The organism is Cohnella abietis (genome assembly GCF_004295585.1).
Lineage (GTDB): Bacteria > Bacillota > Bacilli > Paenibacillales > Paenibacillaceae > Cohnella > Cohnella abietis.
Genome location: NZ_AP019400.1, coordinates 5,617,112 through 5,641,424, shown reverse-complemented (window position 1 = coordinate 5,641,424; position 24,313 = coordinate 5,617,112). Strand labels below are relative to the sequence as shown.

The window sequence follows — 24,313 nt, the reverse complement described above, 5'->3', positions numbered from 1 at the left end:
AGTAAACAAGGAGGATATTTATGAATCGTCTGTTTGTAAGCGCGATCATCGCAGCATCTCTTTTCACTTTAACCGCTTGTTCGGGCTCGTCTACAAAATCTGGAGGGGATAACAACAGCCAGAGTAACTGGAATGAGACGGCAGGAAAATATGAGCCCAATATTACCCTAACGGTGGGAACTGCAGAGGCGGACCCTGCTAGCGAGAGAATTGCTGGTCAAACGCAAGAAGACAATGTTTGGATCGATGCATACCGGGATGAGCTAGGGATCAAATTTGAAGATATGTTTGTCGTAAGTAGTTCGCAACTGGAAGAAAAACTGAATTTGCAAATCGCTTCAGGCCAAATCCCTGACCTGATGGCTGTAAATCGCAAGCAGTTTGAAATGCTAGTTAAATCGGGCTTGGCTGCAGATTTGACCGAGGTATACGAAAAGTATGCCAGTGAAAAAACCAAAAAGTTTCTTGTCGCAGACAGCGGTATTAGTATGGAGATGTCCAAAATAAATGGAGCTCTGTATGCACTGCCTGCTACTCAGGGGTACCTTGAAAGTGCCGGAGTCATCACCTGGGTGCGTAAAGATTGGTTGGATAAATTGAAGCTGGAAGTTCCCAAAAATTTCGATGATTTATATAACGTTATGAAAGCCTTTACTAATGGTGACCCTGATGGTAACGGTTTGAAGGACACTTATGCCTTTACGACAAGTAACACGTTGGATGAGTTGCTTGGCTTGTTTGATAGCTTTGGGTCGCATCCTAAATCCTGGGTGAAAAATGCTAACGGGGAAATTGTGTATGGTGGCACACAGCCAGAAACCAAAGCTGCGCTTGCATTCTTGAGTAAAGCTTTCAAAGAAGGCTTGATCAACCGCGAGTTCGGTGCCAATGACTGGAATCAGTTTATCAAAGCCATTGACAGCAGCAAAGTAGGCGTTACTTGGTTGCCTTGGTACGCAATCGATTGGCCGCTAGGGGCTTCTCACCGCGAGATGGGTGCAGAATGGATACCTCTCAAAATATTTGGTGCTGATGGCGGCGACGCCAAGGTAATGGGTGTTGCAGGTCCAGACACTTATTATGTCATTCGCAAAGGCTATGAGCATCCTGAAGCACTTGTGAGAATGTTCAATATCTGGTTTGAAAAAGCATATGGCGACAAGGAAAGTATTCTTAAATACCACAAAAATGAAAAAGGCGAAATGCCAGCTAATTTTAGTAAGATCAAACCGTGGCTTGCCCATGAAGATATCGGGTACCATCTAAACATTCAAGATAAGCTGGCGGGCAAGGATGTGGGCGAAATGTCCCCCTCCAACGAGATGTATTATGAGAGTGTGATGCGGTACATGAAGAATCCCTCCGAGGATGACTATACTAACTACAAAATGTATGGCCCCGATAGTGCTAGCGGTATTCTGAACTATTATATGAAAAATAATCTCGTATTGCAGGAAGAATACTATAGCACCGGTACAGAGACGATGAAAAAGAAGTGGGGCGTACTTGAAACGAAGAAGATCGAAGCCTTTGTAAAAATTATTATGGGCGCAGCACCTATCGAAGCATTTGATGATTTCGCTAAAGACTGGGATGCCAGCGGCGGCCAGCAGATTATAAAAGAAGTGCGAGAATCGGTACAGCAGAATAAGTAGAGGTGTAACCGTGAAGCAGAAACAAGGGCATATCCCACACAAAAAGTTAAACCGGTATGTTTTGAAAACGCAGCTTACCTATCATGGCCTTATGCTGCCGGCTTGTATTTTTCTCATCCTATTTTCTTATGTACCTATGTTCGGCATCATCATGGCTTTTCAAGACTATACTCCGGCTTTAGGCATCACTGGCTCTAGCTTCGTGGGGTTTGAAAATTTTGTGCGGCTGTTCACGCTGGACAACATTCAGCAGATCATGTTCAACACGCTTTATATTTCTATCATGAAGATTATTCTCGGTCTGCTAGTGCCAATCATTTTTGCACTATTGCTAAACGAGGTGCGTAACAGATTATTTGTCCGTTCGGTACAGACCATTGTATATCTTCCTTATTTTCTTAGCTGGGTCATATTGGCGGGTGTCTTTATCGAGATACTGAACCCTACCAACGGGTTGGTCAATAATGTGCTGAACATATTCGGTATCGACTCCATTTTCTTCTTGGGGGATAAAAATTGGTTTCCCAATGTGATGATCATTACCGATACGTGGAAAAGCTTCGGGTTTGGCACCATCGTGTATTTGGCAGCACTTACGAGTATTGATCCTTCCTTGTACGAGGCGGCCAAAGTGGATGGAGCAAACTATTATCAGCAGATGCGTCACATAACGCTACCAGGTATCATCAACATTGTGGTGCTTATGACGGTGCTCTCCATAGGCAGCATCCTTGATGCTGGATTTGATCAAATTTATAACTTGTACAATCCAGTCGTATATTCAACAGGAGATATACTAGATACGTTTGTCTACCGATTAGGTATCAAGGATATGTTGTTTTCGATATCGACTGCCGTGAGCCTTATTAAGTCAATCGTCTCCTTTGTGTTAATCGTTATATCTTATAGGCTGGCATATCGTTTAACCGAATATAAAATTTTCTAGGAGCTGCTATGAGAACAACAAAGGCGAAGAACGGAATAAAAACCAGTTGGCAGAGAAAAGCGTTTATGATTTTTAACCTAAGCTTTCTGAGCTTGATCTCGCTAATATGCATACTTCCTCTAGTGCATGTACTCGCTCTCTCATTTAGCTCCTCTTTCGCCGCGTCCAGCGGGAAAGTTAGTATCTGGCCGGTAGATGCAACATTGGAGTCTTACAAATATGTGTTACAGAACACAGCGTTCTGGCACGCATTTGTTGTTACGCTTAAACGCCTGCTATTCGCTGTGCCACTCACGCTATTTATTGTGTTTATCACAGCCTATCCTTTGGCGAAGAACAGCCAAAAGTTTAAGGGGAGGGAGCTTTACACTTACTTCCTACTTATCCCGATGCTGTTTGGAGGCGGACTTATACCCGAGTATATGACGTATATGAAATATGGTCTTATCAACAATATTTGGGTTTTGGTGTTGCCTGGTTTAATACCGATCTTTTCTATCATTTTGTTGATGAACTTTATGAGAGATTTACCTGCAGAGATGGAAGAGGCTGCAAGCATCGACGGCGCAGGACCATTAACAAGCTTATTCAGAGTCATCTTACCGTTAGCAACACCCGCTATTGCAACCATTGCGCTGTTTAGTATTGTGGCACATTGGAACTCGTGGTTCGACGGTATATTGTACATGAACCATCCCAAGAACTATCCTTTGCAAAGCTTCTTACAAAAAACCCTTACTGCGTTCGATACCAGAACGATTAGCTCTAAGGATTTAGGTATGATGCGGTTGATTTCGGACCAGACTACCCGCGCCGCTCAGATTTTTGTCGCAACCTTACCCGTATTGCTCGTATATCCTTTTCTGCAAAAGCATTTTACCAAAGGATTGGTTATGGGAAGTGTTAAGGGGTAGAAAGGTTCGTAGGCTCGTAGCCATGCTGGAGAAAGTCAAAATCGAAAAAGTGACCTCCCCCCAAGGGAGGTCGCTTTTACAAAAGGCAAGGATGAAACGACTCCGATCGTTTACATGAAAACCCAATTAGGGAGAGAAAGGATGTCATGCTCATGAGTACGAATCAAACGAAGCAAGGTCGCCTTTATTCAAAAGTAGCCATCGTCACGGGGGCGGCATCGGGAATCGGCAAAGGAACCGCACTGCTCTTCGCCGAAGAGGATGCGAAGCTTGTACTGGTAGACTTACACGAAGATAAATTAAACGAGGTAGCCGCTGAAATCCGCGAATCGGGCGGAAGCTGCGAAATCGTATGCGGGAATGTCGGCTTGATGGAAACAGCGGAACGCGCGGTTGCTTGCGCGGTGAACGCCTACGGTAAGCTTGATATCGTGTTCAACAATGCAGGAATTATGCCTGTGGGCGATATTTTGGAATATCCCGAAGAAACGTGGGACGAAGTGTTGCAGGTCAACCTGAAATCGATGTTCCTGATGTGCAAAAAAGCGATTCCTGAGATGCTCAAGGGAAACGGCGGCTCCATCATTAATACGTCGTCCGTGATGGCTTCGCTGACGGAGCCGGGTTATACCGCCTACTCCGCTTCTAAAGCGGGCATTATCGGCTTAACGAAGGAAATTGCCGTCTCGTATGCCGAGAAAGGCATTCGCTGCAACGCCATTTCTCCGGGGTGGGTCGAAACGGATATGAATGTTCGACTCGCCGAAAGCATGGGAGGCATGGATAAATTGTACCCGATTATCAAACAGCAGCAGCCGCTCGGAAGAATGGCTACGACGCGCGAAGTGGCATACGCGGTGCTGTTCCTGGCCTCGGATGAATCCGTCGTCGTTAACGGTTCTAATCTAAGCATCGACGGTGCGGCATCGGCTGCGATTTGAAGCAGTAATTTGTTAATGAATCTATCATATTAATCTGGAGGTTATACCCATGCCTAAAATCAGTATTATCGGAGCCGGATCGGCTATGTTTTCCTTAAGCCTTATTAAAGATCTTTGTCTTACGCCTTCTCTTGAAGGCAGCGTAATCAGCTTCATGGACATCGACGAGCAGCGTCTGAACAGCGCTTATTCGCTTTGCGAACGGTATGCCAAAGAGGCGAATATTCATCTAGTTTTGGAAAAAACGACGGATCGGAGAGAATCGATTCGCGGAGCCGACTTCGTCGTGCTCGCTGCGCTGGTCGGTGGACATCAACGTCTGAAGGACGGCTGGGACATCGCCCAGAAACACGGGTATCGTTTTGGCGGAAGCCTCCACGTCATGCATGATGAAGGATTCTGGATCAATTTCGATCAGCTGCAATTGATGGAATCGGTTATGCAGGACATATTGGAAATCTGTCCGAATGCTTGGTATATGCTCGTATCCAATCCAGTCATGGCAGGCGTAACCTATTTGCAACGCAAATATCCGCTAGCGAAGCTGGCTGGCTTCTGTCATGGCTCTAATGCAATTAGGACCGTCGCCGAGGTTATCGGGCTTGACCCAGAGCATATTACGTATGAGATTCCGGGCGTAAACCATTTCATCTGGTTGACGGAGTTCCGCTACAAAGGCGAAGATGCATTTCCCATTCTGGATCGCTGGATAGAAGAAAAATCGGCGGCTCATATTGAGCAAGGCGGTACTTGCGATTGGTTGGGGCCGAAAGCGCTTGATCTTTACAAGAAGTTCGGCGTATTTCCGATCGGCGATACGGGGAATCCGGGAGGCGGCGCTTGGCCGGCATGGCATCACGCAGATGACGAGACGGAGCGTTTCTATAAGGAAGATCCCCAGGCTTGGTGGCGCGACCTTTATTTCGCGGGAGGCGCCGCGGGCGTAGAGAAGATTCGGAGCGTTTCCGAGAATACGGCCGTGAAAGTGATGGATAGCTACCCACCGGAGCATTCGACGGAACCGATGATTCCGTTCATCGAAGCGATCGCTTGCGATGTTCCTAGGGTCATGATCCTTAATATTTTGAACGACAGCAATTACGTGCCAGGCATTCCGCTAGATTTTCAGGTGGAGATTCCTTGTTATGTCAGCGGAATAGGCGTTCAAGGCATTAAAACGAAAGGCTTGCCTAAGCCTGTCATTCAATATGCGCTGCGCGATCGCGTCGCACCGGTCGAGATGGAGCTGCAAGCTTACGAAAGCGGAAGCTATGAAGACCTTGTTCAATTAATACTAATGGATCCGTGGACCCGTTCCGAACAACAGGCGAGGGCCATGTTGGACGAGATTCTTCAAATGCCAAGCCTTGCGGCGATGAGACAGCATTTTAATTGAGGGGGCGGGCCGCATGGCAATTGAACAGTTTGAGCTTTACGGCGAAACCGCGATAAGAGCGCGGAACGAGGAGCTGGAGGTCGTTCTTGTCCCCGCATGGGGGAGCAACTTATTGTCTTTGCGCTCCATAAGCAAAAGCCTTGATTTGCTACGATTCCCGCAAAGCCGAGAAGAGTACGAAGCGGATCCGTTCATGTATGGACTGCCGATTCTTTTCCCTCCGAATCGAATCGCCGATGGTAAGTTTGAATTTAACAGCAAGCAGTATTGCTTTAACATTAACGACCCCGCCGAACACAATCATACTCACGGGTTATTGTTCGACGCGTCGTGGAAGCTTCTGCGCGCGGAAGACGAAGGGGAACGAATCGTGCTGGAGACGATCATTCATTCGGAGGAGCACGAAGGAATTCTAGCACAGTTTCCTCATCTATTTACCGTTCATATGCGGTACGTGTTGGAGCAGAAGACGCTTACCGTCGAAGCAACGGTTAGCAGCCAAGATAGCGCTCCGTTTCCATGGGGGCTTGGTTATCATACGACTTTTAACTTCCCGTTTAACAGCTCCGGGGATCTGGATTCGTGTCGGTTTGCGCTTAACGCGGATAAGCAATGGGTGCTGGACGAACGATTCTTGCCTACGGGGGAGCTAGTAGATATCCCGTATTTGGAACAGCTGCGCGAGGGGAAAAGCCTTGTCGGGCACGAGCTGGACGATGCTTTCCAAACGGCCAACATCGGAGCGAATGAAGCGGTGCTGACGGACTTGGGCTCCGGCATTAGAGTCGTGTACGACGCCGACGAACAGTTTAAGCATTGGGTCGTTTACAATCATGATTCCAAACAAGGTTATCTTTGCCCAGAGCCGTATACTTGGATCACGGATGCGCCCAATTTGCAGCAGCTTCCAGAGGAATTGACCGGTTTCCGCGTTCTTCAGCCTGGCGAACAAGTCAAGACGACAACGCGAATTCGGATTGAAGAGGTGATCTAGACATGAATTTGCGTAGCGATCGATGGTTCAAGCATCCGTCCAAAGAAACGCGATTCCAGCATTTATCGGCGATGAGGGCGAATGGACATGTTCCGGAATCATTCGTTGGCAAACCGATCATCGGCATATTTAATTCGTGGAGCGATTTGAATAGCTGCAATGCGCCGCATAAAGAATTAGTCGAATTCGTCAAACGAGGGGTGCTTCTCGCCGGAGGATACCCGATCGAGATGCATACGATTACGGCGCCTTCGGATTTTCTGAAGCCTTCGGATTTACCCTATCGCAACTTGATGGCAATGGATGTCGAGGAATCCATACGGGGATTGCCGATCGATGGCGCGGTTATGCTTTGCGAATGCGACAAGACGACGCCGGCGCAGCTCATGGGCGCTGCCAGCAGTAATATCCCGTCGCTTCAGCTTGCCGCCGGACATCGGGCATCTGGATCGTTTCGCGGGAAAAAGGTGAATTACGGTACCGATCTGTGGCGATTAATGGATGATTACAATGCCGGACTGTTAACTGAAGAGGAATGGACGGAGCTGGAAAAATGCATTTCGTGCACGCAGGGAGGGTGCCCAGTAATGGGGACCTCCTCCAGCATGAAATGCTTGTCCGAAATGCTCGGCATGATGCTTCCGGGCACATCCACGATTCCGGCAACGCATGCCAGTCGCAAATGGGCGGCGGAAGAGACGGGGAAACGAATCGTCGCGATGGTCAATGAGGGCCTGACTCCGTCTCGCCTGATGACGGAAGCCGCATTCGATAATGCCATCAAGCTACTCGCGGCGATCGGCGGCTCCACCAATGCGGTTATTCATTTGACCGCGATTGCGGGGCGCCTTGGCATTCGCATTCCCTTGAAGCGTTATGAAGAATTGTCCGCGGGCATTCCGCTGATGGTTAATCTTCAGCCGAGCGGTGAGCATAGCATGGACGATTTCTTCGAAGCGGGCGGAATTGGAGCCGTGATCGGCAGGCTGCTGCCCCATCTGGATACGACCAGTCTTACTGCTCTGGGAAAGACGCTTGAGGAAGTCTATCGCGATGCTGCATCTTACCGCGACGATGTCATTTCCACATTAAGCGAACCTTTCAAGACGGACGTCGGCATTGCCGTGCTCACTGGTAACTTGGCGCCTTCCGGCGCTATCCTGAAACGCGCCGCGAGCTCGTTCATCAACGGGAAGCACAGGGGCCAAGCTATTGTATTCGATAGTTATGAGGAAATGCATGAACGAATAGATAGCGAAGAACTGGAAGTCGACGAGACATCAGTGCTCGTTCTGCGAAATTGCGGTCCGATTGGTGCAGGAATGCCCGAATGGGGAGCGCTGCCGATTCCGAAAAAGCTGTTGAAGCTGGGCGTGAGAGATATGGTCAGAATTAGCGATGCGAGAATGAGTGGAACAAGTTATGGGACCAATATCCTGCACGTTTCTCCGGAAGCTCAGCTCGGAGGGCCGCTCGCGGCGATCCGCAGCGGTGATTGGATCGAAGTCGATTTGGAACGGGGAACCCTTCATGTTGAGCTTACCGATAAGGAAATCAGCGAGCGATTGAAAGCTTGGTCGCCTGTTCGCTTGCACAAGCGCGGATATATGCGGATTTACGCGGATCATGTTCTGCAAGCCGACGAGGGCTGCGATCTCGACAATCTGCGCCCGGCCTCCGAAGATGAAGTTCCTTTTATCGAACCGACCGTAGGAAGAGGATAGTTAAAATCAATCAGTCCTTGTTTTCGGATGATGACTTTGGAGGAAACAGTGATGAATAGAGCACAAGCATTCGCGGCTAGTCTTGGCCTGCCGAACAAGGAGCAGTATCAGCTCCCTACAAGTGAGAAGAGATTCGAGGATGGCGCGCATTATCGGGTGGAAATCCCTTCAGTGGAAGGACCTGCAATCCTGGAAAGCGTCATCGCGGAGTCCAATAAATTCGGGATAACGGTAAATCGGGTATCTCAGGGCAGCGGTATTATGCTGTTAAGCGACTCGGATATCCGTGACATGGCACAGATGGGGAATACGGAAGGAATGGAAGTGTGCCTCTTCGTCGGTCCTCGAATGAGCTTCGATATCGGCGGGATGGCTTATAGCAGCAGTGGTAAGGTGCTTGGTGGAAGACATGCGGGGATGGATCAGCTGCTCTATGCGCTGGAGGAAGTTTTTCGTGCGACGGATCTAGGTATTCGCAGCATACTTGTTGCTGACGAAGGCTTAGTATGGCTGATCGATCAAGCCAAAAACAAAGGACAATTGCCGACCGACTTGGTCGTTAAGATCTCCGCGATGATGAGTCCGACAAACCCAGTAAGCGCGAAAATCACAACGGAGCTCGGCGGTAATACGTTGAATTTGGCCGGAGATATTACGCTTCCGCAATTGTCGTCGATTCGTACGGTCGTTGATGCGCCAGTTGATCTCTATGTCGAGTCACCGGATGATATGGGCGGGTTTATTCGGAATTATGAAATTCCGGAAATCGTAAGAGTCGCCTCACCAGTTTACTTGAAATTCGGTCTGCGCAACGCAACTAGCGTTTACCCTGCAGGAGCCCATAACAAAGAGGTTGCTAGAATCCAATGTGTGGAAAAAGTGAACAGAGCCCATCTGGGTCTGCAATTACTGGAACGGTATAACTCTACTGCTGTTCAATCCGGCAAGTTCGCCAAAGGCTTGGGAATTCCTACAGTGATCTAAAACCGCAACCAAGGATGGAGGGAAGAGGGAAATGACGATAGAGCAAGCTTATCTTAACTATATCGACGGAAAATGGAGCCCATCCTTAACGGGACGGGTGACTGAAAGTATTAACCCGGCCAATACGAACGACATCGTTGGTTATGTGCAAAATTCCGATGAAGCGGATCTAGAGCTTGCGGTAAGCGCGGCTAATCGTGCCAAGGGAGCATGGCGTAAGCTCTCGGGCGCTGCGCGGGGCGATTATCTGTTCAAGGTGGCCAACCTGTTGGAGGCAAAGTTAGCCGATATCGCGGAAACGATGATGCGCGAGATGGGCAAAACCTTAGCCGAATGCAAAGGCGAAACGGCTCGCGGCGTCGCGATTCTCCGTTATTATGCCGGGGAGGGCATGCGAAAGATCGGCGACGTTATTCCATCGACAGACAATGAGGCAATGATGTTCACCACTCGGGTGCCTTTGGGTGTCGTAGGCGTTATAACGCCATGGAATTTCCCGGTTGCGATCCCGATGTGGAAAATGGCGCCGGCGCTTATATATGGTAATACTGTCGTGATAAAACCTGCTATTGAAACGTCCATTACGGCTGCGAAGCTTATAGCTTGTTTTGAAGAAGCGGGTCTTCCGCCAGGTGTTATCAACTTGGTCACTGGTGATGGCGCAGTTATTGGCGGCGGCATTGCGCGGCATCCCGATATTCAAGGCATCACCTTTACGGGCTCCAACAAGGTAGGGAAACAGATCGGGCAAGCCGCTCTATCCCGTGGAGCGAAATATCAATTGGAAATGGGTGGGAAAAATCCACTTATCGTCGCGGAAGACGCGAACCTCGATCTGGCGGTGGAAGCGGCTATCAGCGGGGGATTGAAATCAACCGGACAGAAGTGTACTGCAACGAGCAGAATTGTTGTACATGCTTCGGTCTATGAAACATTCCGTACGAAGCTGGTCGATCAAGTGAAGCAGCTGAAGCTGGGGAACGGGAACGATGCTACAACGTGGATGGGGCCTTGCGCGAACGAAAAACAACGAGATACCGTTCTCTCTTACATTAATAAGGGGATCGAGGAAGGCGCGAGCTTGCTCTGTGGGGGAGGCGTTCCTGCCGACGAGGAATTGAAGAGCGGGTATTACGTGCATCCGACCGTATTCGACGGAGTGACCTCGAATATGACGATCGCTCAAGAGGAAATTTTCGGACCGGTGCTAGCGCTTATCCCGTTCAATAATTTGCAAGAAGCGATCTCACTTGCAAACGACGTTGAATATGGACTAAGCGCATCCATTTTCACGCAAAACATCGCGAATATCCTCACCTTTATCGCCGATATGGATGCAGGCTTAGTCCGCATTAACGCGGAAACGGCAGGCGTCGAGCTGCAGGCTCCATTCGGCGGAATGAAGCAGTCCAGTTCTCATTCGAGAGAGCAAGGGCAGGCGGCCATCGAGTTCTTTACTTCAATTAAAACGGTTTTCTTGAAGGCTTGAAAAAATTAAGAAACTGAATGAGAGTGGTGGATGGAATCGGTATTTCTCGAGCTTGAAAGGAAATAGCTTCGTGAATCAAGGTCCCAGAAATACCGATTTCACCGTTTTTTTGAGATTACGCAACAATTCGCAATGACATGATACAACTAAATTGTAGCTTCGTGTTTATTACGTTAGTGACTGTATAAGATTACTACTAGGTCTCCCGCATATTGTGGGAGTTTTTTTGTTCTTTTGAAGGATTTCTATGCCATCTTCAACTACGAGGAGCGTTGATGGAATACTCGTATCCTGCTTTTCGACTACTGCCGCGCGGCTCCGGCGTTCCTGGCAATATTAAACCTCCGTCTACCCGCAGCGTTGTCCCGGTAATATAATCGGCATCTTGGGAAACGAGCCATTTCACAATCCGACCGACTTCCTCGATCTCTGCCGGTCTGCCCAAGGGAACGATATCCTCAAAGCCGCGATAAAATTGATCGTCGTCCGTAACCCGGGTTACGCCGATCGCAATACAGTTCACTCTGATTTTATAAGGAGCCAGTTCAAGAGCGACGGATTCTGTGGCGCGAATCAATCCCGCCTTCGACGCTCCGTAAGCGGCGTCCGTCGAGTACGCTCTCTGACCGCGACTCGAAGCGATGTTGACGATATTGCCTCCCGCTCCGCAAGCGATCATCGCTTGGGCTGCCGCCTTCATGCCGAGCAACGGTGCCCGCAAATTGAGATGAAGCAATTGATCCAGCTCTTCTAGGCTTAGATCGACAAGCTTGCCGAACACGGTTACACCGGCATTATTCACCATGACGTCGAGCCGCCCGTAATGAGCCGTTGTATCGGCTACGATTTGCCCGACTTGCAGCGGATCGATAAGGTTCGCTTGCAAGACGAGGCATTCGCCACCGTATCGGCTACGGATCAGCTCTGCGGTAGCTGCGGCTTCTTCGGCTTCCGCCAAATGGGTAATTGCCAGACGATACCCCGCTTCCGCCATCATCAATGCGATCCCGCGCCCGATGCCGCGGCTAGCGCCGGTGACGAGACAAACTTTATGAATCGGGTTCATTAGACTATGCCTCCGATGCGCTGAACTTGTTGATAGGTTTGTTAACCGCATATAAGGGGGCTTCCCCTTGCAGCACCCGCATGACATTAAGCGTGCAGTTGACTCTCAGCTTCGCCTGGGATTCTTCCGAGTACCAGGCTACGTGTGGGGTCAGGATCACTTGGGGCATTCGCAGAAAAGGATGGTTCCGGTCGATAGGCTCCTGCTCGATCACATCTAGTGCGGCTCCGGCCAGCTTACCGGTTTCCAGCGCTTCAATCAGATCCGTTTCATTAATAATCGGCCCTCGGGAAGTGTTAATAATGACCGCCGTCGGCTTCATCAGCTCCAATAAAGGCTTAGCTATAAGCCCGCGAGTCGCGTCGTTCAGCGGCGTATGCACGGAAATAAAATCCGATTCTGCCATCAACTCTTCCAAAGACGACGCTTGTACGGCTCCTGCATGGACTGGACCGCCGGTTACGTAAGGGTCGTAGAACATAATTTTCATTCCGAAGGCGGTCGCTTTCGCAGCCAGCAACTGAGCGATTTTGCCGTAGCCGACCAGCCCAATCACTTTATCCCTCAAGCTGAAAATCGGAGTGCCCATCTTGTAATCCCATGACGACGTTTTGACGACTTGATCGTAGAATGGGATCTTTCGGGCCCAGGACAGTAGCAGAGCCATCGTATGGTCGGAAACCTCGTCCATACAATAATTCGGGACATTGGCCACCCAGATGCCGCGCTCTTCGGCAGCCTTGAGGTCAACGGAATCGACGCCGACCCCTAGGCGGGAAATGACCTGGCATTTTTTCAACTTCGCGATGACTTTGCCGGTAATTGGAGCATATTGATTGATGATCCCGTCCGCATCCGCCGCCAGCTCGATTACATCCGCTTCTGTTTTGCATTGGGCCTGGATGAAGAGAACATTCTTCTCCAATTGAGCAATAACGGCCTCTTCAAATTGGGTGTCCGGGTACTCGCAATCTGTCATGACAATCTTTAAAGGCTTCTGATTATGGTTCATTTGCCCTCACCTTTGATTTGGATTAGAAAGACGCTTAGTAAATATTGAATACCTCATGACCTTTTCTCAAGGAGCCGTCCGCTTCGATAAAAGCAAAGTAACCGCAATCCGCCACAGGTCCATACGGGGAACGATGCGCATCAGCAACCAGACTGTGATGCAGAAGATGCACCGTCCATCCGATGCCGCGTTTCTTCAACTCCGACAACGTAAAATGTATATTGGTTACACGCCATTCGTCGTCCTCCGATCCCCCCCAGCAGGTTTCTGTAGCAAGCAAAGGCTTGCCAGTTTCGACCGATACAGCCACGTACTCGTCCAGCAATTTCGTAAATTCCTGTTTTTGCGCCTCGTCATCCGACGGCCCAGGATAATACGGGTGGATCATTAGAATGTCGGATAACGGAGCGATCCGTTCCAATCCGCGGCGACCGTGCTTTGCGTGCACGCTGATCCCGATCGGCTGTGTCGCCCCTAATCGGCGGCAGCGTAGCGACATGCGCTCCAGCCACGCATACTCGGCCGCTTCTACTTCCGATGGAACTTCCTCCGGTGAAAGCATATAGGAGAATGGCTCATTGCAAATATCCCAGTACAAAATCCGGGCATCCTCAATGTGCCGCCCTACCACGATATCTAAATAGTTGCCGAACAAGTCATCCTGCTTCTTCTCCCACTCCAAGCGGGTCAGCCAACTCCAGCCAGGCATGAAATGATCGAAATAAATGCCTCCACAGTCCAGATCGGCGTCGTGCCAGCGGTTGAACAAAATCGGGACCGTGACGAGCCCAAGCGAATCGGCGATTTGTAAGCTGCGCTCGAAGTTCTCGGCGAATTTCTCCGGATTGCGAATAAAGGCGTCCCAGGACAACCAGGTGCGAATCGTGTTCATTTCCGGAAAAAATTGTTTGCCGCGCCTCAGTTCAAGCTCGAACACTTGCTCGTCGAAGCTCAGCCAGTTTTCCAGGCTGGTGCTTCCGTAGCTCGGCTGGTAATTAAAGCCTCTTATATCTGGGCAATTCAAGGTCTGTGTCATGATGGTAGCTCGCTTTCTGTATTGAAATAAGGGTAATCGGCGGCGCCACCGTTAACGCTTTCAGTGTATCACGCTCCTCTCTTGAAGGATTTAGCCGTTGTATCATCGAATATATCAATTATTGCCGAAAATTTTCAGTGAAATGGAGAATGAAGTATGTATTTGGACAATTTGTCCCCTTACGTAAGAGAGGCGGTCGGTCAATCCGTTCACCCCCCCTGGAAAATTGTCGAGCGTTGTCTATTCGATTATCAACTGCTGTATCTGGAGCGTGGTACGCTGTATGTAACCATTGAAGGCGAGGTTTACGAGGGCAGATCCGGCGATATTTTTCTTTTCAAGCCTAGGCAGACGCACTCCGTTCAAATTATGGGAAACGAAATGGTATCGATCAAGAGCGTGAACTTTGATTTAATTCAAAATGAGGACAGCGCTGATGTCAGAGTTTCGACTAAAACGATGCAGAACATGACGGCAGCGGAATTGAAGCATATCCGCGCCGACATCACCGAACCGGATAGCAATTGGCTGCCTAACTTCATCCGCACGAACAACTCGCTTATTTTTGAAAACTGCCTGAATGAGCTTTTGGATGAATACGAGCTGAAGCTGCCTTACTATGCTTACCGGGGTAAAACCTTGCTGGCCGACTTGTGGGTGCTTCTTCTGAGAGCTCACTATAAGTCCGATAATGCCCCTTTATTGACACGTTGGGAAGAACTGCACCGAGCCAAGCAATTTATCGAAAGCCACGCTGATACGTCGATTACCTTGGATAATATCGCGGACTACGTGAAAATGAGCAGGTTCCATCTTCTCCGTCAATTTAGCCAGCTGTTTCACTATACTCCGCTAGAGTACCATCAGAAGATGCGCATTGGCCGGGCGAAGGAATTGATGAAGCACAGCCATATGAAGGTCGGCGAGATTGCGGAGCGCCTAGGGTTTATAAATCAGCATACCTTCAGCCGTAGCTTTAAACGCGTTGTCGGCGTTTCTCCTTCGGAGTATCGCGGAAAAAAATAAAATACGGATATCGAAGAGAGGAAGGGAGTTGCACGATGAATTTAAAAGAGCTGGCCAAATCCGTCGGCGTATCGATCGCCACTGTCTCCAAGGTGTTGAATCACTATCCCGACGTGGCCGAGTCCACCCGGCAGAAGGTACTGGAAGCCGTAGCGAAAACGGGCTATCGGCTTCCTTTGCATGCGCAGTCGTTGATAGGCCAGTCCCGGCTAATCGCTTTGGTGTTTGCCTCGACATTGCCGATCGATCTCAATAACGCTTATTTTTCGGATGTACTGGACGGCCTGAAGAAGCGGGCCTCCGAGATGCGCTGCGATCTGCTGCTATTCTCCGAGCAATCCTTCTCGATGAAGGAAGACTATGTCGCTCGCTGTCGGCATTACCATACGGACGGCTGCATTGTAATCGCCGGCGATCCGACGGCTCCCGCTTTGCAGCGCCTTGTGTTAAGCGAAATTCCTTGCGTGGGCATCGACTTGGAGCTTACCGGCACCTCAACCGGTTACGTTACCTGCAATCAGACCCAAATCGGCGAAATAGCCGCCGAATATATTCATGACCGCCAGTATCAAAAACCGGGGTATTTGGGGCCAGGGACGTTGATCTCTCTGGAAAGAGAAAATGGGTATCGGACCGTTTTCGAGAAGTATGGCTATGAAATCCGGCAGGAATGGTTCGTGAGAACCCATGATTTTTTTGAATTTAGCGGCTACTTCGCCATGAAAGAGATGCTTAAGCAACCTGAGCTTCCACGAGTCATTTTCGCGGCTTCTGATTTGCTGGCGATCGGAGCCATGAAGGCGATTATAGAAACCGGCCGAAAGGTGCCCGAAGATATTGCGGTCATCGGCTGCGACGATATTTTGCACGCGAGTTTATGCTCACCGTCTCTCACGACCGTCAGGATTGATAAAGGAAAGCTGGGCATTGCCTCCATCGACATGCTGTTCGATCTGCTGAACGGACGTACTACCTCCCCCGCTTTTTTGATGGAGCCGGAATTGATAATTCGTCATTCAGGATGAGTTTTCGTAATAGTTTTCGTAGATGATTATGAATTTTCGTTAATTTTAATGATTTTCGTGAAATTACTTTCGAAAAAATGTTATAAATTGTGCATATAGGGTATTTACAAGAATAAAACCTTAAGATATGATGGGTCTCGTGAATATGTTTTCGAAAATTTCTACGAAAACGATCATTAGTTTTCGTAGAAATGAAATCTGAATTCGTATTCAAGCCTATCAATATTTCGAGGGGGTTTAAAATGTTTCGTAAAATTTTCGCTCTGTCGCTAGCTGCTACAATGCTCATTGTGTTGGCCGCTTGCAATGGCGCCGACAATGAAAAAGCTGCAAGTTCTGAAAGCGCAACCAAACCATCGGTGAAGGTCACCGAAATCCAGATGCTGCACTGGAACCAGGCCAACATCAACGCGGTGATCGATGAAATCAACGCTGAGTTCCAGAAAGAATTTCCGCAGTACAAGATCGTCTACACCAAAACGGAGCCTGATGGGCAGTTCAAAACAGCCTTACGCGCTCGTCTGTTGGCCGGCGACGTCGACATCTTCCCAGATCTTTCAGGCGTGCGCAACTCTCCGAAGGACTGGACGCCAGGGGGCACCGTGCCTTACTGGCAGGAATATATCGACAACGGTCTGATCGCCGATCTGACCGGGCAGCCTTTCATTAGCAATTATACCGAAACTGCGATCCGGGACGGTGGTACCTACAACGACAAAGTTTACGGCATTCCCGCCGGCAGCGTCGCCATGGGTGGCTTGTTCTACAACAAGAAGATCTTTTCGGACAACGGGCTGAAGGTGCCGACCACCTGGTCCGAATTCACTGCAGTATGCGAAGCGCTGCTAGCCAAAAAAATTGTGCCGATCGGCTTGGCGGGCAAGGATGTCTGGCCATTGAAATTGCCAGTATTCAACCTGCAAGCCCAGCTGTATGCCGGCGGAGATCAAAGTGCCTTCCACGAAGGCACATGGAAAGGCACGCATAAATACAACGATCCCGACGCGGTTGAAGTGCTTGAGAAGATGAAGCTGATTCAAGACAAATATTCGATTCCTAATTTCACTGGTGTAGGCTACACCGATCTGCCTGTTATATTTGGTTCCGGTCAAGTGGCCATGATCGCCGATGGCTCTTGGGATATCAGTTCGATTGAAGCAGCCAATCCCAAACTCGATTTCGGTTACTTCCCTCTTCCGGCTAACGAAAAGCCTGTCGATGTTATGGCCGGCAAATACGATATGACGTGGTTTGTTGCCGATAAAGGTCACAACAAAGAAGGCGCGTTAAAATGGCTGGAGTTTTTCTCCCGCCCCGAGCACTACCAAAAATTCGTGTCGGCAGCGGGTTTTCTTCCGACGCAAGCGAGCGCAAAAACGGACAACAAAGTACTGAACGAAGACATTGTTCCGTGGGCGACGAAATTGACTCCCGCTTATGAGATTGTCATGGTCAATCGTCCGAATATCGGCGAAACATTGGCGGCCGAAGGTGTTCATACCGAATTGCTTGCTCCGGGCGGGCCGTTTAAATCGGCTCAAGAGCTTGCGGACAAGCAACAAGAAAAATGGGAAGCGGCCAAGCCGTAACCAGCCAATCTTCACAGCTTTAATCAACGGATCGGGGACTGACAGCTTCTGTCAGACCCCGGTTGTTTGTTGACACAAACTTCTACAATTCGCAGCGCGAGGTGGTCATATGTACCCTTTCGGCAAGGGGCTAGCACGTCTTACGCCTTACTTCCTGTTGGGCATTCCTTTATTGTTATATGTCGTCTTCGCATTCGGACCCTCCGTAATGACGATCATTTATTCGTTCACCGATATGAAATTTTTGGCTGATTCATCGTTTCATTTTGTCGGCTGGGACAATTACCGCGATGTTTTCTATTCCGGTAACTCGTCCGAATATAAAGCTTCTATTTATCGATCGTTGAAATTCACGCTTCTGGTTACGGTTTTCCAGAATGGCATCGCGCTGCTGACCGCCATTATCATCAACCAAAAGCTGAAGGGCGACCGGCTCTATCGCTCCGTTCTATTCATGCCCGTCGTCCTTGGTGTCATTGTCGTCGCCCTGGTCTGGCAGCTCATGTTCAATCCTTTTGGCGGACCCGTGAACCAGCTGTATCACCAGTTCCTTAACTACAACGACGGCTTTTTCGGCAGCTACAGCAATGCCTTCAATTACATTATATTCGTTCAAATATGGCAGTATTTAGGTTATTCTATGTTAATCTTCCTAGCGGGACTTCAGACGGTGCCCAAAGATCTGTACGAGGCGGGACACATAGACGGTACGAACCGTTGGAAAGCATTCCGCCACATTACGTTCCCGCTGATCGCATCGTCGTTTACGGTCAACATTCTGTTGTCCATTATCGGGGCGATGCAAACTTTCGATATTATTGCTGCTACGACTGCAGGTGGCTTCAATACCCGGACAATGGCATTCGACGTATTTATCCGAACCACGGATGCCAACGCCAAAAATATGGGTTTGCCCGCCGCACTGTCCGTCCTTCAATTTCTGCTCATTTTTACTTTTGTCATCGTGGCCGTCTATTTACTGCGTAGAAGAGAGGTTGATCATTAATGAAAACGCTCCTCTCTATCAAAAGTTTATCTTATGCGTTCATCCTCGCGCTTATGGTACTCTATATCGGGCCGCTTATTTTCGTATTCAACGTTTCGTTTCAAACCTATCCCGAATATTTAGCTAACCCGCTTGGCCTCGTTAAAGAGCTGCATTGGTCCAATTACGCGGAAGCGTGGAGACAGGGGAACTTTGCCGTTTATATTTGGAACAGCTTGTTTTATACGATCATTGCCACGGCAGGAACGATCTTCGTGTCGATTTTCGCGGCTTATCCGATCGCTAGAGGTTACGTGAAATGGGCAGGCTTTTTATATTTCTTTTTCCTTCTATCTCAATTTCTACCTAATCCGCTTGTCGCTCAATATAAGCTGATGCTCGAGCTTCGCTACATCTTGCCGGAGATCGCTTATAACACAAAGTGGGGGTATATTTTACTCAAAACGTCAGGAACCGGCGTCGTCTTCATGCTGTTCGTGGGGTATATTAAATCGGTCAGTCGGGATTTGGACGAGGCTGCTAGTATGGATGGCAGCGGATATACGCGATTTTTATTCAGCATTTTGCTTCCCTTGATGAAGCCGATTCTGGCTACCGGCGTCATCCTGACAGCGATTGCCGTATGGAATGACTATACCGGTCCGCTAATCTATCTGACTAGTGAGAAGCATTACCCGATCACCGCCGGACTAAGGGTATTCAAAGGGCAATACGGCAACAACTGGCCTTTGCTGGCTTGCGGCATCATGATCGTCGCGGCCCCGCTGATCGTCTTGTACGCCTTTATACAGAAATATATCGTAGACGGCGCTTTGGCCGGCGCTGTAAAATCTTAGCAGAAGGTTTCGTAGTTACCCGGAAAATACGATATAATTAACAGTTAGATACTCATTATGGGTTTATTTGAATGTAGTGATAGGTTAGAGAGAGGAGTATGGTCGTGAAAATGAATATAAAAACCTTGTCGAAGCTGGCCGGCGTTTCGATCTCGACCGTATCCAAAGTCATCAACGGTTATGCGGATATATCAGAGGAAACCCGGAAACGGGTTCAGCAAGTGATGCAGGAGCACGCCTACATCCCTGCCAATTCCACCAAGTCGTCGGCAACGAACCGCTCCGGCTTGATCGGAGTCGTCTTCGCAGGCAAACAAAATATCGATTTTTCTCATAGCTTCTTTAACGAGATTATGAACACCTTCAAGAGTCAGATGGGCATTCTCGGGTATGATTTGGTCTTCTTCTCGAACGAGAAATTCCAGCAATCGGGGGAAACCTACTTGGCCAGATGCCGCCACTTGCAAATCGAGGGCTGCATCATCTTGTCGGGGCAGGATGTAGAAGAGAGCGTTCACGAGCTCGATCAAAGTCCCGTTCCCTGCATCGGGATCGATCTGGTGCTGGCTGGCCAAAATTCCAGCCACATCCTGTCGGACAGCCACAATAATATTACGAAAGTCGTCGAACACTTCTATCTACTCGGCTATCGCGAATTAGGCTACATCGGCAGCAACCGGGATTCGGAAATATCCAGCATTCGAGAGCAAGGCTTCCGCAACGCCATGCAGAGCTACGGTTTAACGATTCAAGAGGAATGGTTTGCGCACGGGCAAGACTTTTATGAAGAGAGCGGCTACCGGGCGGCCAAAGCGATGGTCGAGCGCGGCAGCCTGCCCCGGGCGATCTTCGCCGGCTCCGACCTGCTCGCGATTGGCGCGATGCGAGCTTTTAAAAAGGAAGCCGGTTGCCGCATTCCGGAGGACATCGCCATCATCGGCTGTGACGATATCGACGCCTGTAAATATACGTCTCCTCCGATAACGACAGTCGCCCAGAACAAAGCCAAAATCGGGCGTCTGGCCGCCATGATGCTCAATGATCTGATCCACAATCAGATGCAGACCTCCTCGGTCACGGTAGAAACGGAATTGATCATCCGCGAATCTTGCGGCAGCCAAATCGCTCGCATCGGTTTATAACTATGTAGGAGTAATAAAAACACCTCCGACGTTCCGTAGAAAGACGGAACGTCGGAGGTGTTTTTGCGAGAAGCAAGGAACAAAAGAGGCACGGCATAGCTGTCTTTCAAAACTTAGCAACCCAACCCCACGGTTTCCGCCGTAAGAGTATAGGCTCCCTTAGCTAAATCTAGACTTTGCGTTACGAAATTTAAAGAAGCTAACGATACGCCAAATGGCAATATAGGTTAAGGTGACTACATTATTCAGGAATCCAAGTGTCTTGGCATCGATGCCGGATATAAACAAGAAGTCAAAGAAGCGGATCGAGAAGATAACAATAATTAAAACATAAAGAGATACGTTTCTTTTATAATACATTCTGCCATCCGATTTCCGTTCGAATTGTGTCAGTAGAATTAATGGAATCGACAGAACTGCACCTATACCAATCGAACTAACAATTCTGCCAGATGTAAGCACCAACTCAGGGTCGAACAATTCAAACAAAGATGTAGAGATATAGAGAACCGGAATCAATATTCTCCGACCAGAATCGTGCAATGGCTCTTTACTGCCCCGGATAAGGCCCCTCAAAATAAGAACTAAAATGAGTATTGAGATTATTAGAGAAAATGGATTCAAAGCAAGCACCTCGTCTGTTTTTTGTGTAACCTAAGTATTGGGTATATTTAAGAATTTTATAAGTGTAATTCGTTAAGGTGACCGCCAGGTGCCTGGCACAGAGAATGGACATCAGCATCAAGGCTCGGATACGCATCGTGCTACGTCAGTCTAGATAAATTGGGATTTACTTCCTTTTGTTATGCGGAAAGTGGGTTATAATTGAGCTAATCAACTTAAGAGGAGCGTAAGCGCTACATGAGCAAAAATCTGAAAAAGGATATTAACGAACAGATAGCAAAAGGATCGGTATTTGGACTGGATACCAATATTCTTATGCATCGTCCAGAATCAGTTGTGCAGTTGTTAAAACAAGGAAGCATTGTGCTAAGTCGTGATGTTCTGAAAGAATTAGATGGCTTAAAAAATAATTCGAATCAGGTTGTTGCAGCTAATGCACGGCGAGCCTTTAAACTAATTGAAGAAGCGCAAATTAACGAGCAACACATTAAGATACTGCCCTCTGCTGACTCAGCAGTGCTAGCTCAGCATCAACTAAGCGGAAGCATGGATGACCGTATTCTTGCTTCCTATCTTCTCTATAACACGCATGGTACGCCTGTTTGTTTTGTATCCAATGACCGCGGAGCGAAAATCACAGCGAGAAACGCTGGGCTTGATGTTCTAGATATTTCGGATGGGAACCGCGCAACAAGTGGATTTTCTTTGCAAAAATTTCTAAAAAGAGGCGGATTATTCAAAATCATTTTAATTGGCGCTATTGTATTCAGCTTGTTTTCCTTTGTACAAAACAGATTTTTTCGCGATAGTTTCCAAGAAAGAAAGCAAGCTAACTATGACAATTGGTCTAAGAACAAGACACTTGCGGCATCGGAATGGTTATTACAAAAGATAAGCATAGATCCCAAGCATATTTATTATACGGCAAATGCTGATGATTTTATTGAGCCGACTAAAAAGGGCCAGGAGATTTTTAAAGCCATTGCAACACTACCAGTGTCAGAGCGTAAGTCCCCTACAGCCGAGCTAAGAGCCATACTAAAACCTCTGCTCCAACAGTATCTCCCATCCATAAACGTGGATAAATTATCGGACAAAAATATTCAGTCTGTTTTTTATTATGGCTCGAAGGATTTGAGGTTCGGTTTGTTAGTGTTAAATCGCTTTGATTCTGGATTGACAAATGCCTTGCGAGAAGTTATCGCAGTGGATTCCTCGGAACAAGGCGCTCATTTTTTTGAATCCTATGAAAATGAAGATCAGATTGTAATCCAACTCATTGACACCATGGCTTATGGACCTTTTGGTCGATAACTATATAGCAAGGCACGACAAGAGAGCGTCTTTTGTCGTGTTTTTTTATTTCCGACAACTTAGTAATCATCTCAAAATTGGATAGCCACAAATTGGTGGTTGGCGAGTCTAGAAGGAATAAAGGTAATTATCAATTAGGTTTGATTTGGGAGTGTAAATAAAAATGGCGAAGCCGTCTGAAATAGAAGAAGTATTGAAAAGCTTGTCCAAAGAAGAACTGATTCGTATCATTGTCCAAGTTGCAGGAGGAGATGATGCGTTTAAGAACGGACTCATAGTCAAATACGCCAAAGGGGATCATTCTAAACAGATTCAGTCTTGCAAGAGAGCCATTGATTCCATTGTGAAAAAATATGTCGGCAGAGAACACTTTATCCCTTACAGAGAAACTTACAGTTTTGCAATGGATATGCTTGCCTTGCTGGAGAACACAAACGGAGAACAGGATGAATCGTTAGCGCTGGAAATTGCTGTATTGGTGCTGGAAGAAGGAATAGCCGCGTTTCAATACGCGGATGATTCGAACGGCGATATCGGCATGCTGGTGGAAGAGGTATTAGAGTGTATCCGCGAAATCGCCAGTAGCCTGGATCAACAGGAACTCTCTGTCCGGATGAGCTTTTTTGAACGTCTATTGAGTGTGAGCGAGAGCGGCATTTTTCAGGGATGGGAAGATTTTCAGATTTCAATATTCCATATATGCGCCGGATTTGCGGATGTGGAGAAGCTCAGGGAACAATTGGAGGGGACGATTTCTAACCAAATTGTATCCAACGCCAATGACAGTTACCAAAAATATTCAAATGAAGCGCTACACAAGATTTTATTCCAGCTCATCCAGCAATATGGCTCCAAGGAGGAAGCGAATAAGTTTGTGAGTGAGCATCTTCATTTTACATATTTTCGTGAGCTAGCAATTAATATCAGCATGGAGAGCTTAGATTATCGCCGCGCTATAGAGTTAGCCGAAGAAGGAGAAAAGCAGGATCAGCAACTTCCCGGTTTAATTATCAAGTGGCAAGCTGCAAGACTTGAAGTTTATGAGAAGCTTTCCCTTAAGAAAGAGCAGGAGCTGCTGGCAAGGGAGCTTTTGCTAAAGGGGGACTATCGTTATTATCATTATATGGAATTGATATATGAAGGGGACAAAGACGAGCTCTATCGCGACATCATTGCGGAGCTGAAGGAGTCTAACAATTGGAAAACTAGGGAGGTGTATCTTAGACTTATATCAGACAAAAAGGATATAGGAGAAATGATGACTTACGTAGGAGCCAATCCTTCCGAGATTGAAAAATATGCCGCCCGACTGTTTGCAGATTACAGCGAGGAGGTGGAGCGGATTTATAGCAATTACATCTCCGATGTTGCCGGTTCGGCTTCAAGCAGGAAAGAGTACCAGAACGTGTGCGCCATGCTTAAGCGTTATAAATATATAGTCGGAAAAGGAAGTCAGATAGTGATCATCCTTCAATTAAAGGCTGAATATAATAAGCGGCCGGCGTTTCTGGATGAGCTGGCGAAGCTCATGTAAACCGCCGTAGCGGGATATAATCCCGCATACGGGGCATGTGGAGTGCCGCTCATTGTTAGT

Annotated in this window: 21 protein-coding genes; 17 read left to right on the top strand and 4 right to left on the bottom strand. The window is 48.1% G+C overall.

All coding sequences use genetic code 11. From position 1 onward, the window contains the following. The first annotated feature begins 20 nt into the window (after positions 1–20). The 9 genes from KCTCHS21_RS24835 to gucD all read left to right on the top strand — a co-directional run bounded on the left by KCTCHS21_RS24835 (position 21) and on the right by gucD (position 11,043). Complete coding sequence (locus KCTCHS21_RS24835; RefSeq protein ID WP_130614457.1) at positions 21–1,655, top strand: type 2 periplasmic-binding domain-containing protein; 1,635 nt, start codon at positions 21–23, stop codon at positions 1,653–1,655. A 10-nt stretch (positions 1,656–1,665) separates the two neighbouring features. Continuing rightward, entirely contained in the window at positions 1,666–2,601 is a 936-nt protein-coding gene (locus KCTCHS21_RS24830; protein WP_331871374.1) for an ABC transporter permease, read from the top strand. Between the two features lie 8 nt (positions 2,602–2,609). Then, on the top strand, positions 2,610–3,515 hold the full coding sequence (locus KCTCHS21_RS24825; protein WP_179952638.1) for a carbohydrate ABC transporter permease: 906 nt from the start codon (positions 2,610–2,612) through the stop codon (positions 3,513–3,515). 152 nt (positions 3,516–3,667) lie between these two features. After that, on the top strand, positions 3,668–4,456 hold the full coding sequence (locus tag KCTCHS21_RS24820) for an SDR family NAD(P)-dependent oxidoreductase (protein WP_157994116.1): 789 nt from the start codon (positions 3,668–3,670) through the stop codon (positions 4,454–4,456). A gap of 49 nt (positions 4,457–4,505) precedes the next feature. Then, positions 4,506–5,852, top strand: a complete 1,347-nt coding sequence (locus KCTCHS21_RS24815) for a family 4 glycosyl hydrolase (RefSeq protein ID WP_130614453.1) — start codon at positions 4,506–4,508, stop codon at positions 5,850–5,852. 13 nt (positions 5,853–5,865) lie between these two features. Beyond that, the gene (locus tag KCTCHS21_RS24810; protein ID WP_130614450.1) at positions 5,866–6,846 is read left to right on the top strand and encodes an aldose 1-epimerase; all 981 of its coding nucleotides are present in this window, start codon (positions 5,866–5,868) and stop codon (positions 6,844–6,846) included. A 2-nt stretch (positions 6,847–6,848) separates the two neighbouring features. After that, positions 6,849–8,570: a dihydroxy-acid dehydratase gene (locus KCTCHS21_RS24805; protein WP_130614448.1), complete on the top strand. Its 1,722-nt coding sequence runs from the start codon at positions 6,849–6,851 to the stop codon at positions 8,568–8,570. A gap of 51 nt (positions 8,571–8,621) precedes the next feature. Next, positions 8,622–9,554 carry a hypothetical protein gene (locus tag KCTCHS21_RS24800; RefSeq protein ID WP_130614446.1) on the top strand — a complete coding sequence of 311 codons (933 nt, stop codon included), beginning with the start codon at positions 8,622–8,624 and terminating at the stop codon, positions 9,552–9,554. A 31-nt stretch (positions 9,555–9,585) separates the two neighbouring features. Then, complete coding sequence (gucD, locus tag KCTCHS21_RS24795) at positions 9,586–11,043, top strand: alpha-ketoglutaric semialdehyde dehydrogenase GucD (RefSeq protein WP_130614444.1); 1,458 nt, start codon at positions 9,586–9,588, stop codon at positions 11,041–11,043. Between the two features lie 256 nt (positions 11,044–11,299). Here gucD and KCTCHS21_RS24790 read toward each other — a convergent pair whose 3' ends face one another. Genes KCTCHS21_RS24790 through KCTCHS21_RS24780 form a run of 3 tightly spaced genes read right to left on the bottom strand, consistent with a single transcriptional unit; the run spans position 11,300 to position 14,157 of the window. Next, positions 11,300–12,109, bottom strand: a complete 810-nt coding sequence (locus KCTCHS21_RS24790) for an SDR family NAD(P)-dependent oxidoreductase (protein WP_130614441.1) — start codon at positions 12,107–12,109, stop codon at positions 11,300–11,302. Positions 12,110–12,113: 4 nt separating this feature from the next. After that, on the bottom strand, positions 12,114–13,121 hold the full coding sequence (locus KCTCHS21_RS24785; protein WP_130614439.1) for a C-terminal binding protein: 1,008 nt from the start codon (positions 13,119–13,121) through the stop codon (positions 12,114–12,116). Positions 13,122–13,155: 34 nt separating this feature from the next. Beyond that, positions 13,156–14,157, bottom strand: a complete 1,002-nt coding sequence (locus tag KCTCHS21_RS24780) for a cellulase family glycosylhydrolase (RefSeq protein WP_130614437.1) — start codon at positions 14,155–14,157, stop codon at positions 13,156–13,158. Positions 14,158–14,313: 156 nt separating this feature from the next. Between KCTCHS21_RS24780 and KCTCHS21_RS24775 the strand changes: the two genes are divergently transcribed. From KCTCHS21_RS24775 to KCTCHS21_RS24750, 6 genes are all read left to right on the top strand, one after another. Beyond that, on the top strand, positions 14,314–15,183 hold the full coding sequence (locus KCTCHS21_RS24775; RefSeq protein WP_130614435.1) for a helix-turn-helix domain-containing protein: 870 nt from the start codon (positions 14,314–14,316) through the stop codon (positions 15,181–15,183). Positions 15,184–15,218: 35 nt separating this feature from the next. After that, entirely contained in the window at positions 15,219–16,208 is a 990-nt protein-coding gene (locus KCTCHS21_RS24770) for a LacI family DNA-binding transcriptional regulator (protein WP_130614432.1), read from the top strand. Positions 16,209–16,450: 242 nt separating this feature from the next. Then, entirely contained in the window at positions 16,451–17,797 is a 1,347-nt protein-coding gene (locus KCTCHS21_RS24765) for an ABC transporter substrate-binding protein (RefSeq protein WP_130614430.1), read from the top strand. A gap of 109 nt (positions 17,798–17,906) precedes the next feature. Then, complete coding sequence (locus KCTCHS21_RS24760; RefSeq protein ID WP_130614428.1) at positions 17,907–18,803, top strand: carbohydrate ABC transporter permease; 897 nt, start codon at positions 17,907–17,909, stop codon at positions 18,801–18,803. After that, positions 18,803–19,639 (top strand): carbohydrate ABC transporter permease, encoded by an 837-nt coding sequence (locus KCTCHS21_RS24755; protein ID WP_130614426.1) that lies wholly within the window; start codon positions 18,803–18,805, stop codon positions 19,637–19,639. The genes KCTCHS21_RS24760 and KCTCHS21_RS24755 overlap by 1 nt, the downstream gene beginning before the upstream one ends. A gap of 110 nt (positions 19,640–19,749) precedes the next feature. After that, complete coding sequence (locus KCTCHS21_RS24750; protein ID WP_130616686.1) at positions 19,750–20,781, top strand: LacI family DNA-binding transcriptional regulator; 1,032 nt, start codon at positions 19,750–19,752, stop codon at positions 20,779–20,781. A 159-nt stretch (positions 20,782–20,940) separates the two neighbouring features. Here the strand turns inward: KCTCHS21_RS24750 and KCTCHS21_RS24745 are convergent, their stop codons facing one another. Next, a complete protein-coding gene (locus KCTCHS21_RS24745) occupies positions 20,941–21,405 on the bottom strand; it encodes a CcdC protein domain-containing protein (RefSeq protein ID WP_130614424.1) in 465 nt (154 codons plus the stop codon). A gap of 237 nt (positions 21,406–21,642) precedes the next feature. Here KCTCHS21_RS24745 and KCTCHS21_RS24740 point away from each other — a divergent pair, with 237 nt between their 5' ends. Together KCTCHS21_RS24740 and KCTCHS21_RS24735 are read left to right on the top strand one after the other, a co-directional pair. Continuing rightward, positions 21,643–22,719 (top strand): PIN domain-containing protein, encoded by a 1,077-nt coding sequence (locus tag KCTCHS21_RS24740; RefSeq protein WP_130614422.1) that lies wholly within the window; start codon positions 21,643–21,645, stop codon positions 22,717–22,719. A 163-nt stretch (positions 22,720–22,882) separates the two neighbouring features. Continuing rightward, positions 22,883–24,253, top strand: coding sequence for a hypothetical protein (locus KCTCHS21_RS24735; protein ID WP_130614420.1), 1,371 nt, complete (start codon positions 22,883–22,885; stop codon positions 24,251–24,253). Positions 24,254–24,313 lie beyond the last annotated feature (60 nt).

Excerpts from the sequence above, each read along its gene's own strand:
- KCTCHS21_RS24835 (WP_130614457.1), top strand. The coding sequence starts at position 21 with ATGAATCGTCTGTTTGTAAGCGCGATCATCGCAGCATCTCTTTTCACT.
- KCTCHS21_RS24825 (WP_179952638.1), top strand. The coding sequence starts at position 2,610 with ATGAGAACAACAAAGGCGAAGAACGGAATAAAAACCAGTTGGCAGAGA.
- KCTCHS21_RS24820 (WP_157994116.1), top strand. The coding sequence starts at position 3,668 with ATGAGTACGAATCAAACGAAGCAAGGTCGCCTTTATTCAAAAGTAGCC.
- KCTCHS21_RS24815 (WP_130614453.1), top strand. The coding sequence starts at position 4,506 with ATGCCTAAAATCAGTATTATCGGAGCCGGATCGGCTATGTTTTCCTTA.
- KCTCHS21_RS24810 (WP_130614450.1), top strand. The coding sequence starts at position 5,866 with ATGGCAATTGAACAGTTTGAGCTTTACGGCGAAACCGCGATAAGAGCG.
- KCTCHS21_RS24805 (WP_130614448.1), top strand. The coding sequence starts at position 6,849 with ATGAATTTGCGTAGCGATCGATGGTTCAAGCATCCGTCCAAAGAAACG.
- KCTCHS21_RS24800 (WP_130614446.1), top strand. The coding sequence starts at position 8,622 with ATGAATAGAGCACAAGCATTCGCGGCTAGTCTTGGCCTGCCGAACAAG.
- gucD (WP_130614444.1), top strand. The coding sequence starts at position 9,586 with ATGACGATAGAGCAAGCTTATCTTAACTATATCGACGGAAAATGGAGC.
- KCTCHS21_RS24790 (WP_130614441.1), bottom strand. The coding sequence starts at position 12,109 with ATGAACCCGATTCATAAAGTTTGTCTCGTCACCGGCGCTAGCCGCGGC.
- KCTCHS21_RS24785 (WP_130614439.1), bottom strand. The coding sequence starts at position 13,121 with ATGAACCATAATCAGAAGCCTTTAAAGATTGTCATGACAGATTGCGAG.
- KCTCHS21_RS24780 (WP_130614437.1), bottom strand. The coding sequence starts at position 14,157 with ATGACACAGACCTTGAATTGCCCAGATATAAGAGGCTTTAATTACCAG.
- KCTCHS21_RS24775 (WP_130614435.1), top strand. The coding sequence starts at position 14,314 with ATGTATTTGGACAATTTGTCCCCTTACGTAAGAGAGGCGGTCGGTCAA.
- KCTCHS21_RS24770 (WP_130614432.1), top strand. The coding sequence starts at position 15,219 with ATGAATTTAAAAGAGCTGGCCAAATCCGTCGGCGTATCGATCGCCACT.
- KCTCHS21_RS24765 (WP_130614430.1), top strand. The coding sequence starts at position 16,451 with ATGTTTCGTAAAATTTTCGCTCTGTCGCTAGCTGCTACAATGCTCATT.
- KCTCHS21_RS24760 (WP_130614428.1), top strand. The coding sequence starts at position 17,907 with ATGTACCCTTTCGGCAAGGGGCTAGCACGTCTTACGCCTTACTTCCTG.
- KCTCHS21_RS24755 (WP_130614426.1), top strand. The coding sequence starts at position 18,803 with ATGAAAACGCTCCTCTCTATCAAAAGTTTATCTTATGCGTTCATCCTC.
- KCTCHS21_RS24750 (WP_130616686.1), top strand. The coding sequence starts at position 19,750 with ATGAATATAAAAACCTTGTCGAAGCTGGCCGGCGTTTCGATCTCGACC.
- KCTCHS21_RS24740 (WP_130614422.1), top strand. The coding sequence starts at position 21,643 with ATGAGCAAAAATCTGAAAAAGGATATTAACGAACAGATAGCAAAAGGA.
- KCTCHS21_RS24735 (WP_130614420.1), top strand. The coding sequence starts at position 22,883 with ATGGCGAAGCCGTCTGAAATAGAAGAAGTATTGAAAAGCTTGTCCAAA.